Origin of the sequence: Microcoleus sp. D3_18_C2 (assembly GCF_036702395.1) — a bacterium.
In the GTDB taxonomy this organism is placed as follows: domain Bacteria; phylum Cyanobacteriota; class Cyanobacteriia; order Cyanobacteriales; family Microcoleaceae; genus Microcoleus.
This window is the reverse complement of sequence record NZ_JAUBTG010000018.1, coordinates 14039-40227: the sequence shown is the minus strand read 5'-3', so window position 1 is coordinate 40227 and position 26189 is coordinate 14039. Positions and strand designations below refer to the sequence as shown.

Here is a 26189-nt window from a genome sequence, read left to right as displayed (position 1 = left end):
AATGCCACTGCTCTCACGACGGATTCTTTATAATATATATAGATTGTATTTGGACTTTTTAAGGTAATAACTTTTCGATCGGCTTTGCGGAAATTTGGGCGATCGAGCTATATTAAATTCAATTAATTAAGGTGTGTATTTTTCAATACATGACAAGGCAGTGTTTATACGGAATTTTGCGTTTATTTAATCGCCTTTGAGATTAAGAGCAGAAACTTATACGTAAGTAAACAGCTTTAATCGCGATCGCTCAAGTATAAAACATTATTTTTTAATAGATAATTTGATTTTTTGATCTACAGCTCGAAAATTATGGTGTTTATGCCCTAAGATAGATAGACCAAGTTTTGTCAAGTTAATGTCTGGGTTGAGGTCAGCCAATATGGACACAATAATAAATGGAGTATATTTGACTAGGGTAATACCGGGGTATCGCTCGATCGCGCAATCGCGCAATCGTACACAGATTCTCGATCGGCTATCGATCGATTCATGGGGGAGAAAGACCGACAACCCGCCGCTAAAATTCTCAAACCTACGCTATTGTGGCGGAGGATTTCCGAGAGGCGGTGCTGCCCAAATCTCCAAAAGTTGCATTAGCGACCGTTAATTGCATCGGTAGAAATAGTCCTAAACAGAAGAAAAATTTTCGACAGACTGAAATGCAGACCGGTTATTTACAAATACATTAAACCTTCCAATCTTTCAATTAATCTTGACTGTTACCTGCTATATAGAGGTGTATAAAATTTAGCAAAAAGAGGCCACGGATTCAGGATATATTAGAGCAGTAATCCGCAGCCAATCGACAGGGGAAATGGAGGTAAACCTTATCTTGGGAATTGTGTTTTGATGCTAGTAACGATGATGCACGACTTTTATGATGCGCTGGCAGATTTGGCAATCTATGCAGAGGCCCCACCGGCGGAGCGCCAACAAATCCTTGATCGCGTTGGGGCTAGTCAGAAAAAACTCAAAGAATTCGCGCACCATACGCCGATCAATTACCAACACAAGTTCGATCTGGTTGAGGCAGAATTGCTGGGCGTTTTGGGACAGACAGCAGAAGCAATGGAATTGTACGATCGAGCTATTACCGGAGCTAAAGCTAACGAATATGTCAATGAAGAAGCTCTTGCCTGCGAACTCGCTGCTAAATTTTACCTGTCATTAGGAAGGGAAAAAATTGCCAGAATCTACATGATAGATGCCTATGATTGCTATGTCCGCTGGGGAGACAGAGCAAAAATTGATGACTTAGAAAAACGTTATCCTCAATTATTAAAACCGATTTTAGAACAGGCAAAACTCCCTGCAAATTCATTAGCAAATTTTCCAACACCTGCTGGGCAAAATCAATCGCTTCATCCATCCATTCATCCATCCATTCATCCATCCATTCATCCGTCTGTTTCGGCGAGTGTCTCAGATTTCGGGAATTTTTCAACACTGCTCAAAGCTTGTCAAGCGCTCTCTAGTGAAAGAGAACTCGATCGACTGATTGCCAAACTCATGCAACTGGCGATGAAAAATACAGGAGCTGACAAAGGAGCGCTGATTTTACCAAACGGCAATCAATGGGAAATCGCGGCTACCAGCACGCTCGACAATTCGGGAGTCGAGTGGGCGATCGACTTATCATCCGCAAAACTCGATGACAACAGCGATATCTTGCCCCTCAAAATTGTTGACTGCGTTAAAAATTTATTGAAACCTGTGATTGTTCGGGATCTCACTCAACAACGTGATTGGGATTCCGACTCCTACATCCTCAAATATCAACCGCAGAGCCTGCTGTGTTGGCCGATTCTCGATCGAGGCAGCTTAGTCGGCATTTTGTATCTGGAAAATCGCTTAACCGCAAAAGTTTTTACCCGCGATCGACTGCAACTTCTCAATCTCCTGTCTTCCCAGGCAGCCATCTGTTTGCAAAATGCTCTGCTCTATAAAAAATATCAGGATTATAACCAACAATTAGAGCGATCGCTAGTAAAAATTAGCCGAACCGAAGCTCAGCTTGCGGAGCAGAAACAAATGCTGCAAGCAATTCTTGATGTCGCTCCGATTTGGATTTGGATGGTTAATCCTAGAGGTAAAGTACAGTTTTTCAACAAGACATTTTGTGAAGATGTGGGCGTGCCCCTGAGCGAGTTTTTAGCTGTCGATCATTACAAAGATATACTCGGAGAGAATGCAGCGAACTGTCTGGTTTCAGATGCGGCCTGCCTTGCCCAAGATTCGCCGCATTACTCCAACGAAACTCTCAGACTTGTTGACGGCAAACTGCACTATTTAGAAGTCACCAAAGTGCAGTTAAAAAATTCCCAGGGCGAGACAATCGGGATTATCGGTTTGGGCGTGGATGCCACCGAGCGCAAGCGAGCCGCAGAACTTTTGCAAGAGCAAAATCAACAGCTCGAACAAACTTTAAAAAATTTACAGCAAGCGCAACTGCAAATCGTCCAAAGCGAGAAAATGTCAGCTTTGGGCAATTTAGTCGCCGGAGTCGCCCACGAAATCAACAATCCGATTGGGTTTATTTCTGGCAATTTAAGCGAAGGTAAAAGGAGTTTGGAAGATGTAATCGAACACTTAGAATTGTATCGCTCCGCTGCCTCGCCATCGGAAATTGCCGACCACGCCGAAGAGATAGACATCGATTATCTTTTGGAAGATTTACCAAAGATGATTGATTCAATGCAACTCGGATGCGAACGCATTTGCAGCATCAGCAACAGTTTGCGTACCTTCTCGCGAGGCGACAAAGACTACAAAGTTCCTTTTAATATTCACGAAGGCATTGATAGCGCTATTTTAATTTTGAAACACCGCCTCAAAGCAAACGAACACCGCCCGCAGATCGAAGTTATCACTAAATACGGCAATCTCCCTAAAATAGAATGTTTTCCCGGTCAATTAAATCAAGTTTTCATGAACATCCTTGCCAATGCGATCGATGCCTTAGAAGAGTCAAATATAGGACGCACTTTTAGCGAAATTACCGCCAATCCCAACCGCATCACGATATGCACTGATATAGTTGGCGAAGGGTACATTAAAATTAAAATAGCTGATAACGGCACCGGAATCAAAGAGGAAATTAAACAGCAGATATTCGACCATTTGTTCACGACGAAAGGTGTCGGAAAAGGAACTGGATTGGGGTTGGCAATTGTCCACCAGATTGCGGTAGAGAAACATGGCGGAAGCATCGAGGTGAATGGCGAGCCGGGAGTTGGCACTGAGTTTGCGATCGTTTTGCCTGTGAAGGGAGAAAATTGAATTAAAATTTAATGTTTTTTGGGCGATCGGGTAATAACATATACTGACTTTAATTCGGGTCTTTTCTTGAAAGCCTTAGCATAACTCTTTTAAAGTTGTATTTTAGACACCCTATAAGTAAGCGCGTCACCCATTTTGAGTTGGGAGATGTCTATTATACAAAAAAAATTAATCACCAAGGCTTCGCCCTACAAAAATTTATCTTAAATTTAACCAATCTTGAATTTCTTGCGCTAACCAAGCCGCCTCAACCTCTTTCAAATTTTTTGCTACAACATAAAAGTAAGTTCCCATATCGTTACCGGCACGAATCTTGATTTGATTTCCCGAAAGAGAGTTATTGTGAATGAAAGCACCCAAGATTTCTGACATTTCTCCTGTTTCTTGTAAGTATTTACACCCCAATACCAGATGTGTTATTTTAAAATATTTGCGATTAAATTTAACTTGCTTTATCTCAAAAATAACCTTAACTAAGAAACCTATTATAAGTACCGAAATTACTACCCCTATGCTCAATTCTCCTGTTAAAAAGGGGATAATTGTCGGGATGAATATCATTAGCATTACTGTTCCTAGATAAGCAGAGAATAAAGGCTTTCTGACTAAGAGAGCCGGAATTTTAATGTGTAACTCCGTCGCTGATTTGCTAACTTGAATGAGACTGTGAGGCGGTTTAGCAATTTTCCGAACAGTCGCAATTTGAAGATTAGCTCCTTGTATGTTGCCCGATTTCAAAGCGGCTAAAGCCTCTCTAGCCAGGGGGAAACGCTTTTCTAACCCGATTTCCGTCATCTTCTCAATCCAGCTTACCAAAGTAGGATTGACACTCACGCGATCGCTAAACTGAATCCGAGAATCTTTCTGTGGCAAATCCGCAGGAGTCGCCCCCGTTAACAAATGAATTAAAGTAGCTCCCAAAGCATACAAATCCGAAGCCGCCACCGCCCGCCCCCAAAACTGTTCTAAGGGTGCATAGCCACTCGTTCCTACCACTGTAAACGTTACACCTGTCACCGCCGCTTGAGCTTGTACCGCACCAAAATCTACTAGATAAACCTGCTGATCTTCCCCCAAAATTAAATTACTCGGCTTAATATCTCGGTGCAAAACCGGGGGACTTAATTCATGCAAATAAATTAAAATTTCCAGAACTTCAGTGGCAATTTTTCGTACTTGTTTTTCGGAAAAATGCTGACCATTTTCTAACAATTCCTGAAGCGAAAACCCCGGAATATAATCTTGCACTAACCCAAACCAAGGCAATCCCGATCCGGCTTCCCTCTCCAGGGAAAAATAATCTCGATAGCAAGGAATGCGGGGATGATTTAGCGCCTGCAAAACTTGTGCTTCTCTTTCAAAGAGCTTGAGTTCTTCCCACTGCATTTCCGGGCTAAAAGCTAACATTTTTAGTGTCACCTGTTCTTGAAACTCTAAATCTACTGCTCGCCAAGTTTGATGACCGGTCGCTGTGCGCCCTAAACGCTGTTGCAATTGATAACGTTCTTGTAAAATTTTTCCTGGATTTAACACAGCATTGCACTATTTTTTTTAATTATATGAAATTTCCTTAACTATTAAATTAACTATTTTCCCGAGAGCGTTAAATTGCTAGTACAAGTAATTATCCGTGCATTTCTCCATTCGGCATAATTGTACCGCGCCACTGAGCCCCCGCTAAATTAGCAGTGCTCAAATCTGCCCTAATCAAAGTTGTGCGGTGCAAAATTGCCTCCCGCAAATCTGTTCTAGCCAGGTAAGCATCAGTCAAATCAGCTTCACTCAAATTTGCCTGATTCAAATTAGCTCGACTTAAATCAGCCCTCACTAAATTAGCTCGACTCAAGTCAGCCATAACTAAATTAGCATTGCTCAACTTAACATCAGGAAGAAATGCACCCCGCAAGTTAGCGCCAGCAAATTCAGCATCAATTAACACAGCTCTTTCCAACTTAGCATTTGTCATTACAGCCCAGGAAAAATTTGTTTCTACCAAAGTTGCTTCAGTCAAATATATGCCATCTAAAATAGCTTCGCTCAAATTCGCCTGAGTCAGATTTGCTTCCCCCAGAGATGCTTCTGTCAAATTCGCGTGACTGAGATTAGCTTTAGTCAAATCGGCACCTTGCAAATTGACGCCCCGCAAATCGGCACCTTGCAAATTTGCACCCCGCAAATTTGCACCCTCAAAAATCCGCACCTCCTTCCGCAAATTTGCACCCCGCAAGCACGCCCCGCGCAAATCTGCACCTTGCAAATTCACACCTCGCATATCTGCATCGCTCAAATTTGCATCAATAAAAACTGCCAAAGAGATATTGGCTCTGCGAAAGTCTGCACCTTGCAAAGTCGCTCCGTGGAAGTCTGCATCGGACAAATTTGCTCCGCTCAAGTTTGCTTGATTTAAGTTAGCACCGCACAGCTTTGCATTAGTTAAATTGGCGCGCTGAAGGTTAATTCTGCTCAGGTACGACATCGCTAAGTTTGCACCCCAGAGGTCAGCATTACTTAAATTGACGCCAATTAAATCGGCACCGCTCAGGTATACCCCTCTGAGATTCATACCTTGAAAATCTAGTTCTCCTGATGTATATCGCCTTAAAATTTCGCTGGCATTCATATTTGTTTTTGTTGTTAATTAGGTACAATCTGCTATTTCTAGAATTGTTAAAATTCTTCTGTTCGCGCAGGCGGAATTAGTTTGTCTAGCCCCTGACTTAAGTCGGGATATTTAATGATTTTGATTGACAAATTCTTGAGTCCAAGAAACTGTTTTGCTGCCTAACTGTCGCCCGTGAATTTTCACATGAGTAAGATATTTTGATTTTAAAGTACACAGTTTTTTGTGAATGTATGTAGCTGTACTCTGTTGGTTTGGTACTTCAGCAGACTCCAGAATCACATGGAGCCAACCGTCTTTAAATCCTACTGTAGCAGCAATTCCTTTAGGCTGTAGCAATTGATTAATCAATTGGGCGATCGCCTTTGGTTTGCCTTGTTTTGCCATTTCCAGAAGCTGATACTGATTTGCTTTAGGGCTAGAGTTTTCCGGCGGGATTTCGGAAATATTGTCTGCCATATTTTCTGGGATTTTAGAAAGATTTTTTCCGCTTTCTTTTGACTCCAATTCAATCAAAATTTCCAGCAATTTATCGGTAAACTTCTGAACTTTGCCTACATACTCTCTGAGATTTTTATATTTCCAGTACAAACGATCCTCTGCACTTCCGGTTGAAAACTTTCCATTTAAGGCTGATTCTAACTGGGTGAATATATTTTCTATTTGCGCTGTGGCGGAGTTAGCACTTTGACTGACTAATTCTGTCATTTCTTCTTCCAATCCCAACTTGCGTTTGATGGAATCGCTAATATTTATAATAACAGGAGCAGCAGGTTCTAAAATTTCGATAATAGTCGGCATTTCTGCAACTGGGAATGTTTCTACCATTTCCTGTCTGAACTCAGTAGGATAATTATTGCTGGTTTCTGGTTCTTGAAACGGTAGATTTTCTGCCGTGTCCGGCACTAAGTAACTCTTTTGAGGGTCATAATGATAGTGAGGTGGAGCAGCTTGAAGGATGTGGGTAATCTCGCCTGGATCAAAATAATCGCTGCCTTTGTCCACCAGCTCGATCTCTTGATAAACACTGTTGTTTAAATGTGTCTGATCGTAATCTTCACTAGCCGAAGATTCGGCTTCATGGGGTTCTTCCTGTTGCATTTTTGCGTAACAAGGATTCATCGCTTTGATGATTACGCTCGCTGCTTGGTCGTTTTCATCTCTGTTGTCGAGATTGCTAGCAGTTCTGTACAACTGAGATTCCAGTTCGGCTAGGGTGGTACAGACATTAAACAGTTGTCGCAGTAGATTGTCAAGTTCTTGAGTTTTCAGAAGTAGCCAGTCGCGATCGCTAAAAGTAAACTGGTGATAAAGAGTAGAAAAAATGAGGATTTTCGCCCTCAGCGGATTTGTTTGCTGCAAAATTTTTTGTCGCACATCAAATAAAGTGCCGGGGTTTCTTGCCCTTTCTTCGCTGCTGGGTACTTCCGAACTAAAGTGTTCTTCAAATGCGGGAGATTCCTGACCGCCAAAACTAGATATGTTTACTTCTAATTTGGTGAAGTCTTCAAATTCATACAGCCTGCTAAGTTGACAGACTATGAGGTCGGCTACTAAAGCATACTCGGTTTTTTTATTAACCTTAGAGACTATACTATTTAAAACTGCTTCAATATCTTCTAACCGGCTGTATTTGGCGCACAGTTCTTCGATTAAAATCCTTACATCGGCGCTGGCGAGTTGGGCAGGGTCGTTTTCCCAGAACTCTTTACAAGCAAAAAATATTATTTTTTTAATGCGCGAGAGATTCACGTCTTGTTCTAATTCGCGAACAACTTCATCTAAAATAGATAAAGCTTTCATAGTTTTCCTCCCATAAAAATACCCTGTCAGTCGATTTGAGATTTGAGATTTTAGATTTGAGATTTACTTGCAGCGCCGTGAATCTGGGAACCAGAACTTGAGTCTAAAATTTTAGTATCTCCACTCAGGAGCGTAGGTGGCACGGTACCCGTTTTTGGGCGGGTCAACACTTAGCAAGAAATAATACAATTATACCACATTTGATAAATGCAAGACTTTGATGCGATCGTAATTGGGAGCGGTATTGGGGGCTTAGTCGCAGGCTCGATGCTAGCTCGCTACGGGAAGCAGGTGCTCGTCTGCGAGAGCCACATCATAGCGGGCGGGGCAGCTCACAGCTTTTCGCGCCGGGGATTTCACTTTGATTCGGGGCCTTCTTTTTATTGCGGTTTGACTGACTCCCGCTCGTTCAATCCTTTGCGGCAAGTTTTTGATGTTTTGGAGGAATCGATCGCTGCAATTTCTTACGATCCGCTGGGGCATTACCATTTTCCAGAGGGAAGTTTACCGATTTATGCTGATGCGAGAAGTTACTTAGATGCTGTAGCTAAATTCGCACCGCAAGGTGCTGTAGAATTACAGCAATTTCAACAAAATTTATTAGTTTTGTATGAAGCTTTGCGTGGAATTCCGGCTTTAGCGCTGAGATCCGACTGGCAGTTGATACCTGTTTTGCTGTCTCGGTACTCGCCTGCTTTGCTGAAGCTGTTGCCGCTAGTAGGTGCGATCGCGGGTTCAGCAGGTTCCTTGATGGATCGGGACGTGCGTGACCCTTGGGTGCGGCGTTTGATCGATTTGGAGTGCTTTTTGCTGTCTGGTTTGAAAGCGCACGGAACTGTCGCGCCGGAAATAGCTTTTATGATTGGCGAACGATCGCGCTGTGCGATCGAATATCCTGTAGGTGGCAGCGGTGCGATCGTCGATGCTTTAGTCAGAGGCTTGCAGCGCTGGGGAGGAAAATTGCGCCTGGGAGCTCCCGTCGAGCAAATATTAGTTGAATCCGGCAAAACCACTGGCGTTCGCTTGAAAAATGGCGAAATTATCCGCGCCCCAATTGTCATTTCCAATGCCACAATCTGGGATACTTATACAAAATTACTGCGGCCTGAAGATTTGCCGAAAAGCTACCGAAAAAACGCTTTGTCGATGCCAGCAGTAGACAGTTTCATGCACCTGCATTTAGGAATTAAAGCCGAAGGACTCGAAGGTTTGACCGGCCACCACGTCGTCGTTCACGACAGCAAGATTGACATTACAGTACCCGGAAATACTTGCATGATTTCGATTCCTACAGTGTGGGATGAAACTCTGGCGCCGCCCGGACATCACGCCATTCACGCTTATACATTGGAACCTTACGAAGGTTGGGAATATGGCGAATTGTATCAGCAGAAAAAGCAAGAGCGATCGCAATCTCTGTTTCAAGCTTTAGAAAAAATTATACCGGATTTGCGATCGCGGATAGTCTTAGAGTCGATCGGCACACCGCTAACCCACGCCCGATTTTTGCATCGATATCAAGGAACTTACGGGCCTGCAATTGCCGCCGGAAAAGGCACATTTCCCGGGCCGCAAACACCAGTCAAAGGCTTGTATCGCGTGGGAGACAGCACCATGCCGGGAATTGGCGTGCCCGCTGTCGCAGCATCGGGTATTTTGTGCGCGAATACTTTGGTAAATTCCGATGTGACAGCACAATTTTTTTGACACTCCCCGACCTGAAGGCGCGGGGATTCTTGGATCAATCAGTCGAACTTATCTCTGTTTTGCTGCCACCATTGAGTAGAGATCGGTCTGTCCCCAAGCTTTGATTTCGGTGTGCCCCACCGTATTTAAATTAAAGCCAACTCCTGCCTGCTTCAACCCTTTCGCCAAAATGTTATTCGCGGCGTTGTGATCGCGATCCAATATCGTACCGCAACCACAAATGTGGGTTCGAGTTGACAGCGTTTTCTTAACAAGATTTCCACAATTTGAACAGGTTTGAGAAGTATACTGAGGAGCCACAGCAATTATTGTTTTGCTGTACACTCTTCCAAAATACTCCAAATAATGATCAAGTTTGTGACCACGCTGCATCGCTAATAGATTTAGCAAGCTTGTGATTTTTGACCATATTCCGCACATGAAGGTCTTCGTAGGCTACAAAATCGTTAGATTTTACCGCGCACAACGCCGTCTTTATGGCGAAGTCTTTACGCTGCCGAGTGACCTTCAGATGTTTTCTTCCTAACTTGTTGATCGCTTTCTTCCGATTACCCGAGCCTTTCTTTTTTCGAGAAACTCGCTTCTGCAATCTCTTCAAAGCTTTTTCACTTTTACGGAGATATCGAGGGTTGGCAACTGTTTCGCCATCGCTATCAGTATAGAAATGGTTTAGTCCAACGTCTATTCCAATAATTTCACCAGTAGAAACGAATTCCTCTTTTCGTTCCGCATTGATACAAAATTGTGCGTAGTAGCCATCGGCACGACGCACAATTCTGATTCGCTTTATCTCACTGGGTGCATAAAAATGCAAGTCCCGACTACCGATTAACTTAAACCTTCCAGCAGCAAAACCATCCTTAAGTGTCAAGCATCTTTTGTCGGTAGAAAATTCCCAACCCGAAGTTTTATACTCAACGGATCGAGTATGTTTCTTGAACTGCGGGTATCCCTTTTTCCCTGGTTTCTTGGCTTTGCAATTAGCAAAGAAACGTTGGATAGCAAAAATGGCACGTTCTGCCGAAGCCTGACGTGCCATCGAATTAAGCTTGCCTGCCCATTCAAACTCTTTTGCCATGATGGCGCATTGTTTGTACAGGTCTACTAACTTAACTCCTTGATTTTCTATCCAATACCTAAGAGTTTTGTTTCGGACAAATTGAGCCGTCCGAATCATGTCGTCGATGATCCGATACTGCTCCGTTTTGCCCTTTAACTTAAACTCTAAAACTATCATTGGAATAGCCTACCACTTCTACAAAGACTTTTACTTGCAAATCTGTATGTTTAACAATTATTCACACATTGTGGGAATTAAAGCCGTCCTAGAAGGAGGGGGCTTTAGACCCGATTTTTTGGTAAGCGAAGGAAGAAGAAAGAAGGAAGAAGGAAGAAGGAAGAAGGAAGAAGGAAGAAGGAAGAAGGGAGAAGGAAAAAGGAAGAAGGAAGAAGGGAAATTAAGTGGTTCCCTGCCTCTGGCGGGGAACCGAGATCCAGAGGCTCTGCCTCGCTGGCAAAAAAACAGGAGGCAAAGCAATAGTGAAATGCGTTCCCAGCCAGAGCCAGGGCACGAGGAAAAGACTACTTTTTACAAAATCTGCCTGCTGCCAAAACTGATTATCCACCAGCGGCAAAAGCGCCCATAATTGCGATCGATAAAGCCAAACCTGGCAACAGTAGCAATCCTAACATTAAAGCATCGTGTCCGCTCATCACTTTCTCCTGATATTGACCTTTGACATTATACTCTATAAACCGCAATCTTGCCTCGACCTTAATAATTAATTAAAACCTACATATAGATTCAGGATTGACAGGACAAATTTTATTAACAATGGGATTCCCGCGCAAGTCCAGCGTAGTTAACTTTTGCAAAGATTGCAGGGAACTGATATCAGAGATTTGATTGTTGTACAAGTCTAGTAAAAATAAATTATTTAAAGCTTGTAGCGCGCTGCTATCCGAAATCGGATTGTTGAACAAATAAAGTTCAGTCAAATTAGTTAACGATTTCAACGGACTGATATCTGATATTTGATTGTTACCCAGGTTTAGTTCAATTAAATTAGTGAGCGATTTCAAAGGACTAATATCGGATATTTGATTTTGGAATAAAACCAATTTATTTAAGTTTGTTAGAGATTCCAGCGGAGTAAGGTCAGATATTTCATTTCCGAAGAGAAACAGCGTTTTGAGATTTTTCAAGGAAGCCAGCGGGGTGATATCCGATATTTTATTATTGTAAAGGTAGAGTGTCTGGAGTTCAGTTAAATTTGCCAGAGGAGCGAGATCGGAGATTTGATTTTTGTAGAGAATCAGCGCATTTAAGTTAGTTAAATTTTTCACCGGAGTGATGTCGGAAATTTTGTTGTCAAACAAGACAAGTGCGGTAATATTAGTTAGACCTGCTAGGGGACTGATATCTGAGATTTGATTGGTATCGAGAACGAGTTGAGTCAGATTTATTAGATATGAAAGCGGGCTGATATCTGATATTTGATTGACATCTATAACCAGAGTTTTCAGGTTAGTTAAAGCTTGCAGGGGAGCGATGTCAGATATTTGATTACTACCGAGGATGAGATTAGTAAGTTGAGTGAAAGATGAGAGGGGGCTGATATCAGTAAGTTGAAGGTTTTTGAGGTTAAGTTCTGTTGTATTAGAAAGCAGTTCGTTGGCTCGATCGCAATCTGAAGTATCTGATATTTGCAACAGTATTTCTACCGTATCTTTGGCGCCGGGAGAGATATTTTCTTTGTGCTTGCACCACTCGGCAAAGTTATTATAATTTGTCATGGGCTGTGCTGCCTTAATCGATTTTAGATGCGAGATTTGAAATTTTAGATAAGTATAGCAATTCTATTTCATTTGTGAATGAGATTTTTTTCGGATTTTGAGAAATTTCCGCAAAAATTGTGTAAAGTAATCTTAACATCCTTAATTGCATTGCCTTCGCAGGAGCCAAGAGCCAACTATGACACCAGAACTAATTTTTAATGTCGGTAATCTGTTCGTTGTGCCTTTCTGGGCAATTATGATTTTATTACCCAACTGGGGAATTACCCGAAAAGTGATGAATTCCTTTATTCCGTTTGCAGTGCTCGCCGTTTTGTACATATATTTGTTTGGTAGCAGTCTAACTGCGGAAAATGCGGCTGCTTTGTCCAATCCCAAGTTAGCAGATATTGCTAAGTTTCTGGGGGAAGAAACGGCGGCGGCTACGGGATGGATACATTTTTTAGTGATGGACTTGTTTGTCGGGCGCTGGATTTATTGGGAAGGACAGCGGACAGGAGTTTGGACTGTTCACTCTTTGGCTTTGTGTTTTTTTGCTGGGCCGATGGGATTGCTTTCTCATATTGTAACTGCTTGGATTACTCAAAGGTTTTTCCCCAGTTCTGAGGCGGCGGAAACTGTTACTTCATCGGTTTAGGCAGAGGGTTTTTAATACCTTGGATGTTAATCATTCATAAAAAAATTCGGTAAGTGGGAAACACAGTCCCTTTAGTTAGTAGGGTGCGTCAGGGCTGAATGTGACCACTAAAGACTAAAAAATTTTCCCCTGACGCACCCTACAATAACTATAAGTACGGGCGAACTCGCCCGTACAGAATTTTAAGAATTGGCTAGGGGCAGCACTAAACGAGCCACAATTAAATTGTTTTCTAACATTTCTATAGAAAAGTTTCCCCCCATTAAGCGTACTGCTCGCTGACAAATTAAAAGATTTTGCACGATCGACCTATGGGAACTAGAAACCGCTAATATATCGGGTTCGGAACCGCCGTTGAAGGCAGCAATTAACTGTCGATCGCACGCGCCGCTATCGATCACAGACAATTCTAACAAATCTTCCCCCAACAACTGAGAGCGAATCTCAATCTTGGCGCCAACAGCAGAGCGCCTGCAAGCCGTCGCCAGCAATTCGCACAGGATCAAATCCAGCTTGATACTGTCCCCGCGAACGCTCAAAGTCTGACCCGCAGGCATCGACACAGCAGTTTCTCTGTGCACATCCAGCAAGACTTTCGACTGTTTGACCAGGGAGGCCGTTCGATCGAGCGATCGCCTCAGCCAAGCGCTCACAGGCACCGCATCTTGTCCGAATTGCAGCCGCCAATGTTCCTGTTTCAGCAGCAAATGAGTTGACCCCAAAGCATTGCCCATTTGCCGCAAAACCTGTTGGTAGCGCAAAATTTTCAGAGCATCCTTTTGTTCCTTCGCCGACTGCAAAATCGACTGACTCAACTCCCCCAACTCCTTCACCCCCGCTCCCACCGTGCGGTAAAACTCCTCAAAACGGCGCTGTTTGTACCAGTTGAGCAACTCCAGATCCAATCGCTGCGACTCCTGGATCGATTGCACCGCCAAATACCTGCGCCACCAAGCCAACTGAGACGCCATCGAGCTGAGTAAACTCACCGACAACTCCGACCACTGGCGGCCCGGAGCGTCCGCAGCCACCACAATGCCCGCCGGAGCGTGTTCTGGGGCCGTCCGCAGCGCCACCGTCAGAATCTCGCCAATTCCCGGACTGCGGAGCCACCGCTTCGTCGCCAGTTGCAGTTGGCTCGTGCTCTGTTGCACCACCCCGCTAGCAGCCAGGGTTTGTTGGATCAAAGCATCTGTTTTGACAGGAATCACCGCCTCGGGATTGAGGGCAAATACGGGATTGGCAGCTACCGTCGCTACGATGGAACCTTCCTCCTCACCGGGATTCCAAGTAATTACGGCTACTAAAGGACAGGAAATGGTCTGGGAAACGTGTTGAGCAAAATTACGATCGAGCTTTTGTAGCGGCAACTCTGGGAACATCGTCGGTGAAGCAGCAGCTATCTCTTGCTCAGATTGCTCATCAGGATAATGGTGCAAAACCGCCAAACCCGATTTGAGAGATCGCTCAAATTGCTGATATTTGTCGATTGCCGAACTCTGCTGCCACGAGTGCAGGATCAATCCGAGTTGTTCGCCCACTAGCCGAACTAATTCTTGCTCAGATCGCCTCCAAGTGCGAGTTGCATTGTGTCCGACAACCAGCAAACCCTCGATCGATTTGCCATTGGCGATTTTCGATTTTAGATTGGGGTTTTCTCCGTCTTTCTTTTTCCCCCTCGTGCTCGATGCCAAAAGCGATCGCACCCCCGCTTCCCCCAACACATCCCGCCAAGCGCCCAACCGCTCGTCTTCCTCCCAATTTTCAATAGCTAGAGGTGCACTTTCTTCCAACAGCCCCACGTCAGCCACATCGAGGGCGTTGAGTGGCGACGGCACTGACCTGCGGTTGCGGGGCAGATTTTGGCAGACAATTTCAAAGCGATTTTGTTCTTCGCCGTACAGCAGCAGCAAAAAGTATTCGCATTTGAGCCGATCGCACAACTGTTCGGCGGTATTTTTCAAAGTCGCCTCCCAGTCAGCATCGCTGTAGATGGCGTGAGCTATTCCGGCAGTTAAATCTCGATCAATCTCAATTTGCTGAATTTTCTCCTCCATCTCCGAGACAGGAGCCGTCAGAGCCACTAACTGCGCCACTCCCCGCAGATAATGCTTTTCATTGTCTTGCCAAATCCGGGGTTCGCCGGCTTCGACTGCCAAAAATCCCAACAATTCCCCTTCCGAAACAATCGGCGCCGCCAACAGAGAGCGAGCGCGGATTTGCTGCATCAACCGCCCCGTTAGCTCAGTTTTCAGAGAACTTTGAGATTCACCGATCCAAACCATTTCTTCCCTGCCCAAAGCCTGATAAAATTCTCCCAAGTCTTGGACGGTGATGCCCGAAGCCGGTCGGGCCGGCCCGCCCAAACCCGGAGTAACTTCGCGGTTGCTGACTCGGCGCCAAAAATAGCGTCGCTCTCGCTCGAACCAATAAACATTGGTGCGTGTCGGCTCGATAAATTCATGAGTTTGTTCGACAACAGCTTGCAAGTATTGGTCGAGCGATCGCAATTCCCCCAACTGCGAAATCAGCGCTAAAAGAGACTCATCTGGGTGTTTAACTTGTTGTCGCTGCCAGTCTTTTTCTATTTGGTAAAGAGCAGTTGCCAGCGCTCCAAATACGATCGCCAACTGGGTTTTTTCCCCCGACTTGGGCGACGCTCCCCATACCTCAGTTCCGAGCAAAATCACGCCGTAGCAGCGGTCTTTGTAGCGCAGCGGAAACAGAGTCGTGCCTTGAATATTGAAAGTTTGAGCTGCTTTGCGCCATTCTCCGGCTCGGTTTTCCGATCGCAAATCCGGGACTCCCACCGGCCGGAGCTGAATCACCACTTGTTCCAGCAAATCCCCTGGGCTGAGGGCAAACCGCTGTTTGAGAAAAGACTGGTCGCCGTTAGGAGTTATGCCGCCTTTCCCGAACAATCTGTGGGCCTGTCGATCGTACAACCCGATCCAAATCAAACCCCAGTCAAATTCCGCTTGCAAGTAACCGAGTGTGGTCGAAAGTAGCACTTCCACATTCTCCTCTTCTCGGAGAGTCTGGAGAACGCGTTCTAGGGTCGCGATTTGTTCGTCTAAATCCTTTGGTCTTTGCTGCTGCCCCATTTCCAAGCTTCCCCGCACCTTGTCTAATTTAAAATTACTAACTTAAAGATTCAAAAAATTAAAATGCCAAAGAGTCAACTTATAATATAATCGTCTCACTTATCCTTCAGTCTCAAACATTGGATAAAGTCGATCGAGGTTGAAGTAAAAACTTCGCCTTCCCTGCCTGCTCGTGAATATTTTTATTTTCCTTCTCCTTTCTCATTTGTAAATTGCCCCAGTACAAATCATTGGATATTTATCAATCAAGTGTACGCCCGCTGTTGTTTTCCGTATTGAAAACCGATGCCGAGTGGCTGCACAACCGCACTCTCCAAGTTCTTGAACTTGCAGCCAGAACCCAGTCAAACCCCGCCACCAGCCAAATGCTCTCTCGATTGCAGAAATCTTTGGGAGTCCAAGATTCTCGCCTCGAACAATCTTTGTGGGGACTGAGCTTTAACAATCCTGTCGGCTTGGCCGCCGGATTTGATAAAAACGGCGTAGCTGCCGATATTTGGGCAAATTTTGGCTTTGGCTTTGCCGAACTTGGCACTGTCACTTGTCAACCACAGCCGGGAAACCCCCAACCTCGCTTGTTTCGCTTGACGGAGGACAGTGCAGCCCTCAACCGCATGGGATTTAACAATCAAGGAGCCGCGGCAATGGCAGCCCGGTTTCAGGCAGCACAGAAAAAGTCCCCACTCGATGCCCAGGGCCCCATGCCTCAGTCTCCGTTCCCCTTGGGCATCAATCTCGGTAAATCTAAGGTAACACCGTTAGAGCAGGCAGCAGCCGACTATTTGGAGAGTTTTAAGCTGCTGAAAGATTGGGGCGACTATTTTGTAGTCAACGTTTCCTCTCCGAATACGCCTGGGTTGCGATCGCTCCAAGATGCTGCTGGGCTTAGCACAATTTTGGAAATCTTGCAACAAGAAAATCAGGGAATCAAGCCCATTTTAGTCAAGATTGCGCCGGATTTGGAGTCCGAGGATCTCGTATCTATCCTCGACTTAGCAAAAACCTACCAATTAGCAGGAATTATCGCCACCAATACCACCATCCGCCGCGACGGATTGAAAACACAAATATTGCCAGAAACAGGCAAACCAATCGCCGAAGAAGCCGGGGGAATTAGCGGGCTTCCTGTGCGGGAGCGATCGACAGAAGTAATCCGATTTATCTGGCAATATACAAAAGGCGAATTACCCATAATTGGAGTTGGTGGCATTTTCACCGCCGAAGATGCTTGGGAAAAAATAGCCGCCGGTGCGAGTTTAATTCAAGTTTACACCGGTTGGGTTTACGAAGGGCCTTGGATGGTGCGTCGGATTCTCCAAGGTTTGCTGCAAAAGTTAGAAAAACGCGGATTTAGTTCTATTTCTGAGGCAGTAGGTTCGGACAATCAATACACATAGGAGTGAAAAGCAAGTCTTGGGCAGGAAGCCCGATCAATATTACCCTTGTTGCACCCCTCGATCAGTGCATTGAGCAGCCATCCACTCCCGGAAATAATCGCCGCCACCTTTAGCATCTGATTAACTCTTCAAATTTCCCTATAAAGGCACTAGCCGATCGCTGTATTTGATCAAAACTTTATAATCTCGATCGTACCACGCCCTAGGTATCATATCTTGAACTTGAGCGACATCAACAAGCTGGCTTTTCGTTCCGTAGGCAGATTCCGTTTCATAGATGATTTTTTCCTGGAGAATTATCTCTCGCTTGAAGGGAAAAATCATCATAGGAACACCGTATTTTTGCAGGGGAGGCAAGTAGTTTTCAAGTAAGGAAATATCTACCGGATAGCCTCGACAAAGGTCAACGGTTGAATAAACTGCCACTATCAATTTACCGTCTATATATGTCCAGCCAGCTTCATACAACTTGCTGATGTTTAGACAGTCTTTATAGCAGTTGATTGTGCCTCGTTGAGGATGATACACAGGAATCAGCCATTCAGGGGCTTTGTTAATTGCTTCTGCTTTTCCTTTGCGATCGTGATAGTGAGCTTCTCCAACAGCTAACCAGCTTTGGCAGTCTCGTCTAATATCCATGAGTTCACCCAGAATCTGACTCACAGTGCGATCGCTAAAAAAAGTATCAGGCAACACCATACCAACAGTTCCCTAACATTAATACTACAAAAAATCTTTTGGTTTCGATCGATTTTAATTAGTATTGCATCAAAAGTAAATCGGCGTTCAAAATCTTCAACAATCTTAACAACTCGATTTATCTAACACGCATCTAATCAAATATTTCCGCTAATTTCAAAGCATTAACTTGAGCTTGAGCTTTCTGCAGCGACTCCTGCCATTCCCTTTCTGGATCGCTATCAGCAACAATCCCCGCACCCACCTGTCCCCAAACAACTCCCCCGGTTGTACCGTCACTTTTTGGTGCATATAAAAGGGTGCGAATCAAAATATTTAAATCCAGGTTCCCGCGCCAGTCCAAATAACCGCAGGAACCGTAAAATAAATTGCGCTTCACGGGTTCCAATTCTTCGATGATTTCCAGACAGCGCACTTTCGGGCAACCTGTAATCGTACCGCCCGGAAATACCCCTCGAATTAAGTCGATCGCGTCGCAATCTCGTCTTAATGTACCGATAACATTACTGACGAGGTGCATCACGTGACTGTAGCGTTCAATAGTCAGAAATTCGTTAACTTTTACCGAACCCCATTCACACACCCTCCCGATATCGTTGCGCTCTAAGTCAACTAACATAATATGTTCTGCTCTTTCTTTGATATTCTCTATTAATTCCCGTGCTAACTGCTCATCTTCAATGCAGGTTAAACCTCGCCGTCTCGTTCCCGCGATCGGTCTAGTATCCACTTTATTTCCTAATAATTGAACGAGTCTTTCCGGCGAACAACTAACTATCGCCCCCCACGGAGTTTGCCAATAACTTGCAAAAGGCGAAGGATTTATCCGTTGCAAAGCGCGGTAAATTGACCAACTACTGCAATCTGTACTGGCTTCAAACCGCAAAGATAAATTAGCCTGAAAAATATCGCCCGCCTGAATATACTTCTGAGCTTTTCGCACTATTTCTTTATACTCACTCTGAGATAATTGGAAAATAGGAGTAGCGGAATTTTGTTGATAATTTTCCGGTAAATTATTCTGGATTATTTCTCCCTTGGCTTGCTCTAATTGATGCTGCATAACATCGAGTTGAGAAGGTTGACTCGCAGCCAACCAGAGAATTTGCGTTTGATGGTCTAAAACCGCAAAAGATTCTGGTTCGTACCAACAGCTAACCGGGAAAGGAAGCGGATCGGTATTGAGTTGGGGCAGGTGTTCGATTTCCCATGCTAAATCATAACCTAGCCATCCCAACCAACCCCCCGTAAAAGGAATTTCCGGCGGTACATTCACTGCTAAATTTTGCTCTTGAGAGTCCAAAAGAGCGCGCAAAAAAGGTAAAATTTCCCCGACTGGCGGTGTCCATAGCTGAGATTGACCGTCAATTATCCGGGGAGAACCTGCACAAATAGAATATCGTGCCAAGTTAGTAGAAGATGTAACTGGACTTTCTAGCAGAACAGCCATCTCGCGGGGGAAACACTCCGATATTGAGCCTGCACCGGCGGTTTTACCGAGAAATAAAATTTGAAAAATCTCCGATCCGCTGCGCTGATTTAGGGGAAGCTGTCGCCAATGCCAAGGTTGTATTTGTTTCATAATAGATTGCACTCTGGTTAACACTTTCAGGAATTACGCACAATGTCAATTCTGTAGTAAGGTGCACAATTGGCCCCCTCCTAAAATCGATTTAAAGCGTTATCTCAGCCATTATTTACAACTTTCCAAATATCTCCGCTTGCCTCTTTTTTGAGGCGTATCCAACCCCTAACGGAGTTAATGAGAAATATAGTTTTGGTTCTTTGCAAATCATCTAAGGTAATTAATTCTTCTCTGATTTTTCCCTCCTCTAAAAGTTGAGAACGAAACGTCCCCGGTAATAAACCGCACTTGAGGGGAGGTGTGATTAAACCTGCGGGTGTATCGATCGCGATATTGGCGATCGTGGATTCGGTGATAACTCCATCTTGATTCCACAGAAAGACATCCTGATATTGGGGCTGCGACTCCAAAGCCATTGTATAAGGTACTCGGTAAGTTGTCTTGTGGTAAAGAAATGGGTTTTGAGAATCGATCGGTTGGCGGGCAATTCCCACAGATGCACCGATTTTTAAGATACCGCTATCTAGTGTCTGAGCTTGTAACGTTATGTTTCCCTCACAAGATATTGTTAACCGTATTTTGTGTTTGACTGACCCGCAAGTCATACTTAATGCTTGTAAAGCTTTGCTTGTTTCTGTTAGCGATAGGGGAAAATTAAAATAATCAGCCGATCGCTCTAATCTTTGAAGATGTCTGTCTAGCAAAAAATAGCCGTTTTTGGGTTCCCATAAAAGTGATTCCAGCAATTCAAAGTTTGGCTGGTGTTGAATCATATTTTTGTCAATATAATATAATGTAAATTCGGGAACAAGACAATTATTAGACCCGCGAAGCGGCCTGTTCGTGTAATTATATAGGAAGTTAACTTGAATTTATGTTGCCTAAATCCTTTATATTTCAATGGCGCCTTGCCATCGGGCTGTTAATATTAACCTCAGTGCTCACACCCCTAGCGCTCAACTACTACGTCCGATTTGTTACCCGCAACTACCGCCACAGCGATATAGCTAACGTGCCTGCTGAACCCATTGCTATAGTTTTTGGTGCCGGACTTTGGGAAGATGGCACTCCAAGCCCCATGTTAGCCGATCGAGTGCAAGCAGCCGTCGATTTGTACAAAGCGGGGCGAGTGGACAAACTTTTGATGACAGGAGACAATAGCACCGTCGATTACAACGAAGTCCAAGCAATGCAGGACTTCGCCGAAGCCCAGGGCGTACCGATTAATAATATCGTTCTCGATTATGCCGGATTTAGTACCTATGAAAGTTGCTACCGGGCGAAAGAGATTTTTGGCATAACGCAGGCTGTTTTAGTTACCCAAAACTTTCACTTAGCCCGCGCTGTTTATACCTGTCGCCGGTTGGGCATAAAGGCGATCGGCTTAGGAACGCCCGATTGGGGCAAATTTCGCCAAAAGGGCATGATTCGCTACACTTTCCGCGAATTTTTGGCAGTCATCAAAGCGCTTTGGGAAGTGCGCGTTACCCGTCCCGAACCGACTTTTTTGGGGCCGTTTGAAGGAATTCAAGAAAAGTTATGATATCATGTCCAGTCGAGCGACCGTGATTTTTGTAGGGGCCCGTGAGCCAACAATACCTGCCAACAAAGGACAATCTCAAAAACCCGCCCAGACCAGGATATTATGGTTAATCGAGCGGACATGATATGAGTGATATGTTGAAGACTTTAGTCCTTAAAACAAAAACTAAAGTCTTGACTAAAAACAAATTTTATTACAACTAACCGGACATCAGGTAAGGATCCCGAATTAAATAACTTACAATTTTAATTGTTATTGTGGGATGGGCGTCCCGCCCGTCCTTTTTGGATGGGCTATAAGAGCCCATCCCACTTTCAAGAGTGGAAGTTATTTAATTCTCATTCCTAAGTCCGGGAGTTGTAAGTTTTGAGTTAAACCAAAGTCCCGACACAACTCATCAATCATAACTCGCTCGTTCCGGTAGTGTTCCATAACTTACTCGCGTTTGGAAAGCCCCGCCAGCGACCAAGTTAGGCTCACCATCATTAAGCGGCCTAGAGCCTTCAAACGCTCTTCGGCGTTATTTTCAACCAATTGAGACAGAGTTTCAGACTTAAGATTTTTCGACAATTCTTCAGCAGTTTCTGCTGGTTTTTCCAACTGAGGTTGTTCAGAAGATGTCTCAAGGCTGACTTGTGGCTGCTGATTTTTTTCTTCGGTCATTTTCTGAGTCACATCCTGGAGTTATTGCATACATAACCCTTAATACAAATGTAATTTATTTGTATCCGGGATTTGGCGAGTCAATCGATTTTAGATTTTAGATTTTAGATTTTAGATTGAAGCATTGACTTGCGCGAGATAAATACGTTCGGCAAGTTTCTCGGATACAGGTTTTTGATTTCTCCACGGATGAATCACGTGGCGGGTATCCTGGATGCGGGAATTGTCAAGTTTTCCGTACCCGACAATCGCAGTTACCAACTGACTTAAAAATTGGGATGTCAGTTGTTAGCTATCTTAAATAGCACTTAGCCAATTTTCCTCAGAAAGCCGATTTGTTCACAGATATGTCGTCGTCAACGAATTTTTTGTAAGAAACGGGATTTCTGAGCCTAAGTCCTGTTAAATTCAAAACTCACACACTACTACTGATGATGCACATCACTGAATTGTTATATTTACTTAACAGTAATATTTCCAAGATTCTGATATTGTTAAAGCTTAACAATTAATTTTGCTCGGATTTATCTCAATCTGCAAGCAAGTGTCTGGAAATTATTAACAAACTGAAGGTGTAGAGCCGATGGCAATTTATGTTGATACTGCAATTGTAGCGGAAGCCGCACGGGCGAGCAAGTTCGGATGGATAGCGGGAATTACTACTAATCCGACACTTTTGGCAAAAAGTGAGTTATCTCCTGAGCAAACCCTTAAACAACTGGCACAACTGATTCCAGGGGAAGTGTATTATCAGCTAATGGCATCTGATGTTGATGGCATGGTAGCAGAAGGAAAAGCGGCTTTTGAATTAATTGGACAGCAAACAGTGTTGAAAGTTCCCGCAACGGCGGCTGGTTTTCAAGCAGTCGCGCATTTGTCACCGTCCATTCCTTGCGCGGTGACAGCTATTTACAGTGCGGCCCAGGCCGTTGTTTCAGCAGAAGCGGGGGCTAAATATGCGATCGCCTACGTGAATCGCGCCACCAGATTGTTGGGAGACGGTTTTGCCTTAGTGCGGGATATGGCAAATGTGTTGCACAGAAGTAATACTGAGATTTTGGCAGCTAGCATTAAATCGCCGGAAGAAGCGGTGAAGACATTATTAGCTGGCGCCCATCATTTAACATTGCCTTTTGATGTGTTGCAGGCGATCGCAGTTCACGAATTATCCCAGCAAACAGTTGATGAATTTGCCCAAAACGGGCGGGGAATTTTGGGATAATACCAAATTTATGTGAAAAGTGCAAATTGCGAATTCCTAGTGGGTAATTGGTATGGGTTTTGAATCACTAATATCAAATAGGCTAACATCCGAATGATGCCGATCGTGCGAGCGTCCTGCTCTCGATGAGAGCTCACGAGCGGGACTCTAGCTTGCAGGGTAAATTCCGAGTCACCCTATTTGATAAGACTGATGAGTGAGGAATACTAACTAAGGAGCGCGAATTAAATAACTTACAATTTTAATTGTTATTGTGGGATGGGCTCTTATAGCCCGTCTTTTTTGGATGGGCTATAAGAGCCCATCCCACTTTCAAGAGTGGAAGTTATTTAATTCTCATTCCTAATGACTATTGATACCACTCAAAAAAACAATGCAACTATAAGCCATTACTTCAAACCTTACAAAATCAGTCATTACCAAATCTCAAATCTAAAATCTAAAATCTAAAATCTAAAATAGTAGGACTATGGCATTCGCCAAATCTTAATAGTGCGATCGGGACTGGCGCTCACAAAAGTCTTGCTATCTCTGGAAATAGCAACCGAACTCACAAACTGACTGTGACCCGAAAGACTGCTTCTTTCTTTTCCCGTCTTCAAATCCCAAACTATAATATCTCCGCCCCCGCTGATCAAAGTGCGGCTGTCCGGGCTAAAGGCGATCGTCCTCACCCAGCTCGAATGCCCTTTAAAAGTGCGGGTGCGCTTCCCGTCTTGTACGTTCGACAAACGGATCGTATTGTCGGTGCTAGCACTAGCCACAATTTGCCCGTTGGGGCTAAAAGCCACAGCATTAACCGGGCCCCCGTGACCTGTGATAATTCTTCTGACTTCTCCGGTACCGAGATTCCACAAACGCACAGTCTTGTCCTGGCTGCCGCTAGCGAGAGTTTTACCATCCCGGCTCAAAGCGATCGCGTTTACTCCCCCCGCGTGGCCGCTCAAAGTCCGCAACCTGCTGCCGGTTCTGACATTCCACAAGCGAACAGTTTTGTCATCGCTGCCGCTAGCGAGAGTTTGACCGTCCCTGCTAAAAGCGATCGCATTGACGGCTGCTTTGTGAGCGGCAATCGTCCGCATCCGTCGCCCCGTCTTCAAATCCCAGAGAATCACATTATTATCGCCGCCGCCGCTGGCCAAAATCGAGCTGTTCGGGCTCACCGCCAGCGTGTTGACCGATTTTTTAGAATGCACCGAATTAAGAGTCCGCACCAGGCGTCCCGTCCTCACATTCCAAATTCTAATCGTCCCAAAGCTTGCGCTTACCAAAGTTTGACCGTCAGGCGACAGGGCGATCGCATTTACACTCCCGACATTATCCAAACTTCTTTGCAAAAAATGAGTGGTAGGTAAAGTCGAAAGCAGCCACACGGGGTTTGCCGGAAACACCCCGTAACGCAGCGAACCGTAAATTTGAGACGCGCCAATACTCACCATCAAAACAGCCGTGCCCGCCAGCAACTTCTTTTTCCAATCAAAAACATCTTTCTGGGTCTTGTTCAATCCCGAATTCAGAGGTCTGAGGCGGTTTATGGAGCTCTGTTTCTTCGCCCCACCCTCCCCGGCAGTTGTGCGAATTTTAGTTTGCCCCGTCGTCGGCAACTGAGTCGGCACCTGAGTTTCTGCGCCGTCGAGATTAATTTCCTCCAAGCACTGCAAAACCATCTGGGGACTTTGAGGTCGATTCCCCGGAAAAGGCGCCATCAGATAATCGATCACATTAGCCACGGAGTCGGAAACTTGAGGAGCTCCTTTGCGCCACATTAATCTGCCCGTGCGCGGGTTCTCTGGAAACGCAGTCGGCGGCTTTCCAGTCAGCAAATAAACAAAAGTGCGCCCCAGAGCAAAAAAATCCGACTGCGGAACAGCCTTGCCATTTGTTTGTTCCGGCGGCGTGTAGCCTGGGGAAACAATACCAGTCACATTTTGCCCCTGGCCCACCTTAGCGAAATAAGTCGCCGAAACTTCCCGAGCAGTCCCGAAGTCAATCAGCACTAACTGCCCGTTTGGCTTGCACATAATATTGTGCGGCTTGATATCCCGATGGAAATAGTTGAGGCGGTGAACTTGGTCTAAAATTTCCGACAGTTGTTTGAGCCAGTTTACAGCTTGTTCTTGACTGATCGGGCGGCCCCGATGTTTCAGCCAGTCTTGCAAATTGGCCCCAGCAATTTTCTCCATCACCAGACAGTGAAAAGACTCTGTGCTGTGAGCTGGCGTAAATATAAAATAACCGTCGCGATCGACTTTTGGAATACCTGGATGTCTGAGCCTGACCAATACGTCAGCTTCTTGCTTAAACAGTTCTACAGCTTTGGGATGTTCTTTGAGCAGGACTTTGAGCACTCTTCGGGCGCCGTTGTCGTCCACTTCAAATGTTCTGCCAAAGCCGCCGCCTCCGAGAGGCGCGACTAGCCGATATCGACCTTGCAACAAAAGTTCTGACCCGCAGTGGATACACGCGGATTTGCCAGAGTTGGCTGGATCGGAGGGATTCGGGCATTTGGGATTGAGGCAATAACTCACAGAAGCCACATAACCCTGATTGAGGTTGCTCTATCAAGTTTTACTTTGACACTGCTCTACAAAAGTTGGCTAAACTTATCTAAGTTTCACCATTCAACTAGAAGTATTTTCTAGAGGGTCTGATTCCTGCTTCTGCCAAGAGAGTCGGCTCTTACTTGTCCACAGGCGTAAATTCGGGTGGAGCAGCACCCTATTTTTGAAGTCTCTACAACTATTTATTATTGTCGAAGCTTTTAGCCATTGTTTAACCATTATTTTCAACCAATTTAACGAATCGTGGTATCCCGTTCGACCTTTTTATAGGCTGGTCAGTTTTAAATCGACCGTCGTTTACTGAGTCCAACTCAATTTTCAACTTATGACGATCGTAGCACACCTAGTAAAAGACTCATGAGCACCCTTGATTGAAATCTTCCAACGTCTCTGAAGTCGAGGGAGGCTTTAGTCTTGCTTGACTTCAGCATCCCGTGTTTTTGTATAACCGGGGCAGTGCGATCGAACGATCGGCTTGAGGCCAAAGGTTTTGTTATTTGTCACAGCCGATCGAGGTCACAAATCCCCGATCGCAGCACATAATGTACAAACAGACCAGAAATAATAACG

The 26189-nt window shown here is 44.8% G+C and carries 17 protein-coding genes and 1 pseudogene; 7 read left to right on the top strand and 11 right to left on the bottom strand.

Translation table 11 applies throughout. The features are described 5' to 3' along the window. The first annotated feature begins 852 nt into the window (after positions 1-852). Positions 853-3282: an ATP-binding protein gene (locus QUA88_RS13575; RefSeq protein ID WP_333233531.1), complete on the top strand. Its 2430-nt coding sequence runs from the start codon at positions 853-855 to the stop codon at positions 3280-3282. 198 nt (positions 3283-3480) lie between these two features. Here the strand turns inward: QUA88_RS13575 and QUA88_RS13570 are convergent, their stop codons facing one another. From QUA88_RS13570 to QUA88_RS13560, 3 genes are all read right to left on the bottom strand, one after another. Beyond that, complete coding sequence (locus QUA88_RS13570; protein WP_333056351.1) at positions 3481-4815, bottom strand: serine/threonine-protein kinase; 1335 nt, start codon at positions 4813-4815, stop codon at positions 3481-3483. Positions 4816-4906: 91 nt separating this feature from the next. After that, positions 4907-5902 (bottom strand): pentapeptide repeat-containing protein, encoded by a 996-nt coding sequence (locus tag QUA88_RS13565; RefSeq protein ID WP_333056353.1) that lies wholly within the window; start codon positions 5900-5902, stop codon positions 4907-4909. A 111-nt stretch (positions 5903-6013) separates the two neighbouring features. Beyond that, positions 6014-7705, bottom strand: a complete 1692-nt coding sequence (locus QUA88_RS13560) for a hypothetical protein (protein ID WP_333211272.1) — start codon at positions 7703-7705, stop codon at positions 6014-6016. Positions 7706-7912: 207 nt separating this feature from the next. Here QUA88_RS13560 and QUA88_RS13555 point away from each other — a divergent pair, with 207 nt between their 5' ends. Beyond that, on the top strand, positions 7913-9412 hold the full coding sequence (locus QUA88_RS13555) for an NAD(P)/FAD-dependent oxidoreductase (protein WP_333056358.1): 1500 nt from the start codon (positions 7913-7915) through the stop codon (positions 9410-9412). Positions 9413-9460: 48 nt separating this feature from the next. On the opposite strand, the pseudogene QUA88_RS13550 reads toward QUA88_RS13555, so the two are convergent. Next, positions 9461-10649, bottom strand: a pseudogene (locus tag QUA88_RS13550) (RNA-guided endonuclease InsQ/TnpB family protein). Positions 10650-10695: 46 nt separating this feature from the next. On the opposite strand from QUA88_RS13550, the gene QUA88_RS13545 reads away from it, so the two are divergent. Next, positions 10696-11058, top strand: a complete 363-nt coding sequence (locus tag QUA88_RS13545; RefSeq protein ID WP_333272140.1) for a hypothetical protein — start codon at positions 10696-10698, stop codon at positions 11056-11058. Positions 11059-11197: 139 nt separating this feature from the next. Here QUA88_RS13545 and QUA88_RS13540 read toward each other — a convergent pair whose 3' ends face one another. Next, positions 11198-12208, bottom strand: coding sequence for a leucine-rich repeat domain-containing protein (locus QUA88_RS13540; protein ID WP_333272137.1), 1011 nt, complete (start codon positions 12206-12208; stop codon positions 11198-11200). A 178-nt stretch (positions 12209-12386) separates the two neighbouring features. Between QUA88_RS13540 and QUA88_RS13535 the strand changes: the two genes are divergently transcribed. Further along, positions 12387-12845, top strand: a complete 459-nt coding sequence (locus QUA88_RS13535) for an ABA4-like family protein (protein WP_333272134.1) — start codon at positions 12387-12389, stop codon at positions 12843-12845. Between the two features lie 182 nt (positions 12846-13027). Here QUA88_RS13535 and QUA88_RS13530 read toward each other — a convergent pair whose 3' ends face one another. After that, positions 13028-15949: a GAF domain-containing protein gene (locus tag QUA88_RS13530; RefSeq protein WP_333272130.1), complete on the bottom strand. Its 2922-nt coding sequence runs from the start codon at positions 15947-15949 to the stop codon at positions 13028-13030. 230 nt (positions 15950-16179) lie between these two features. Here QUA88_RS13530 and QUA88_RS13525 point away from each other — a divergent pair, with 230 nt between their 5' ends. Continuing rightward, on the top strand, positions 16180-17346 hold the full coding sequence (locus QUA88_RS13525; RefSeq protein WP_333057550.1) for a quinone-dependent dihydroorotate dehydrogenase: 1167 nt from the start codon (positions 16180-16182) through the stop codon (positions 17344-17346). Positions 17347-17484: 138 nt separating this feature from the next. On the opposite strand, the gene QUA88_RS13520 is transcribed toward QUA88_RS13525, so the two are convergent. From QUA88_RS13520 to QUA88_RS13510, 3 genes are all read right to left on the bottom strand, one after another. Then, positions 17485-18045, bottom strand: coding sequence for a hypothetical protein (locus tag QUA88_RS13520; protein ID WP_333057548.1), 561 nt, complete (start codon positions 18043-18045; stop codon positions 17485-17487). Between the two features lie 133 nt (positions 18046-18178). Further along, positions 18179-19627, bottom strand: a complete 1449-nt coding sequence (locus tag QUA88_RS13515) for an anthranilate synthase component I (protein WP_333057547.1) — start codon at positions 19625-19627, stop codon at positions 18179-18181. 104 nt (positions 19628-19731) lie between these two features. Beyond that, a complete protein-coding gene (locus QUA88_RS13510) occupies positions 19732-20403 on the bottom strand; it encodes an aminotransferase class IV (protein ID WP_333272125.1) in 672 nt (223 codons plus the stop codon). 101 nt (positions 20404-20504) lie between these two features. Here QUA88_RS13510 and QUA88_RS13505 point away from each other — a divergent pair, with 101 nt between their 5' ends. Beyond that, positions 20505-21173, top strand: a complete 669-nt coding sequence (locus tag QUA88_RS13505) for an ElyC/SanA/YdcF family protein (RefSeq protein ID WP_333233916.1) — start codon at positions 20505-20507, stop codon at positions 21171-21173. Positions 21174-21608: 435 nt separating this feature from the next. On the opposite strand, the gene QUA88_RS13500 is transcribed toward QUA88_RS13505, so the two are convergent. Beyond that, positions 21609-21836 carry a hypothetical protein gene (locus QUA88_RS13500; protein ID WP_333057544.1) on the bottom strand — a complete coding sequence of 76 codons (228 nt, stop codon included), beginning with the start codon at positions 21834-21836 and terminating at the stop codon, positions 21609-21611. A gap of 583 nt (positions 21837-22419) precedes the next feature. On the opposite strand from QUA88_RS13500, the gene QUA88_RS13495 reads away from it, so the two are divergent. Beyond that, a complete protein-coding gene (locus QUA88_RS13495) occupies positions 22420-23058 on the top strand; it encodes a transaldolase family protein (RefSeq protein WP_333057543.1) in 639 nt (212 codons plus the stop codon). 467 nt (positions 23059-23525) lie between these two features. Here the strand turns inward: QUA88_RS13495 and QUA88_RS13490 are convergent, their stop codons facing one another. Continuing rightward, positions 23526-25595 carry a serine/threonine-protein kinase gene (locus tag QUA88_RS13490; RefSeq protein WP_333211286.1) on the bottom strand — a complete coding sequence of 690 codons (2070 nt, stop codon included), beginning with the start codon at positions 25593-25595 and terminating at the stop codon, positions 23526-23528. Positions 25596-26189: the final 594 nt, after the last annotated feature.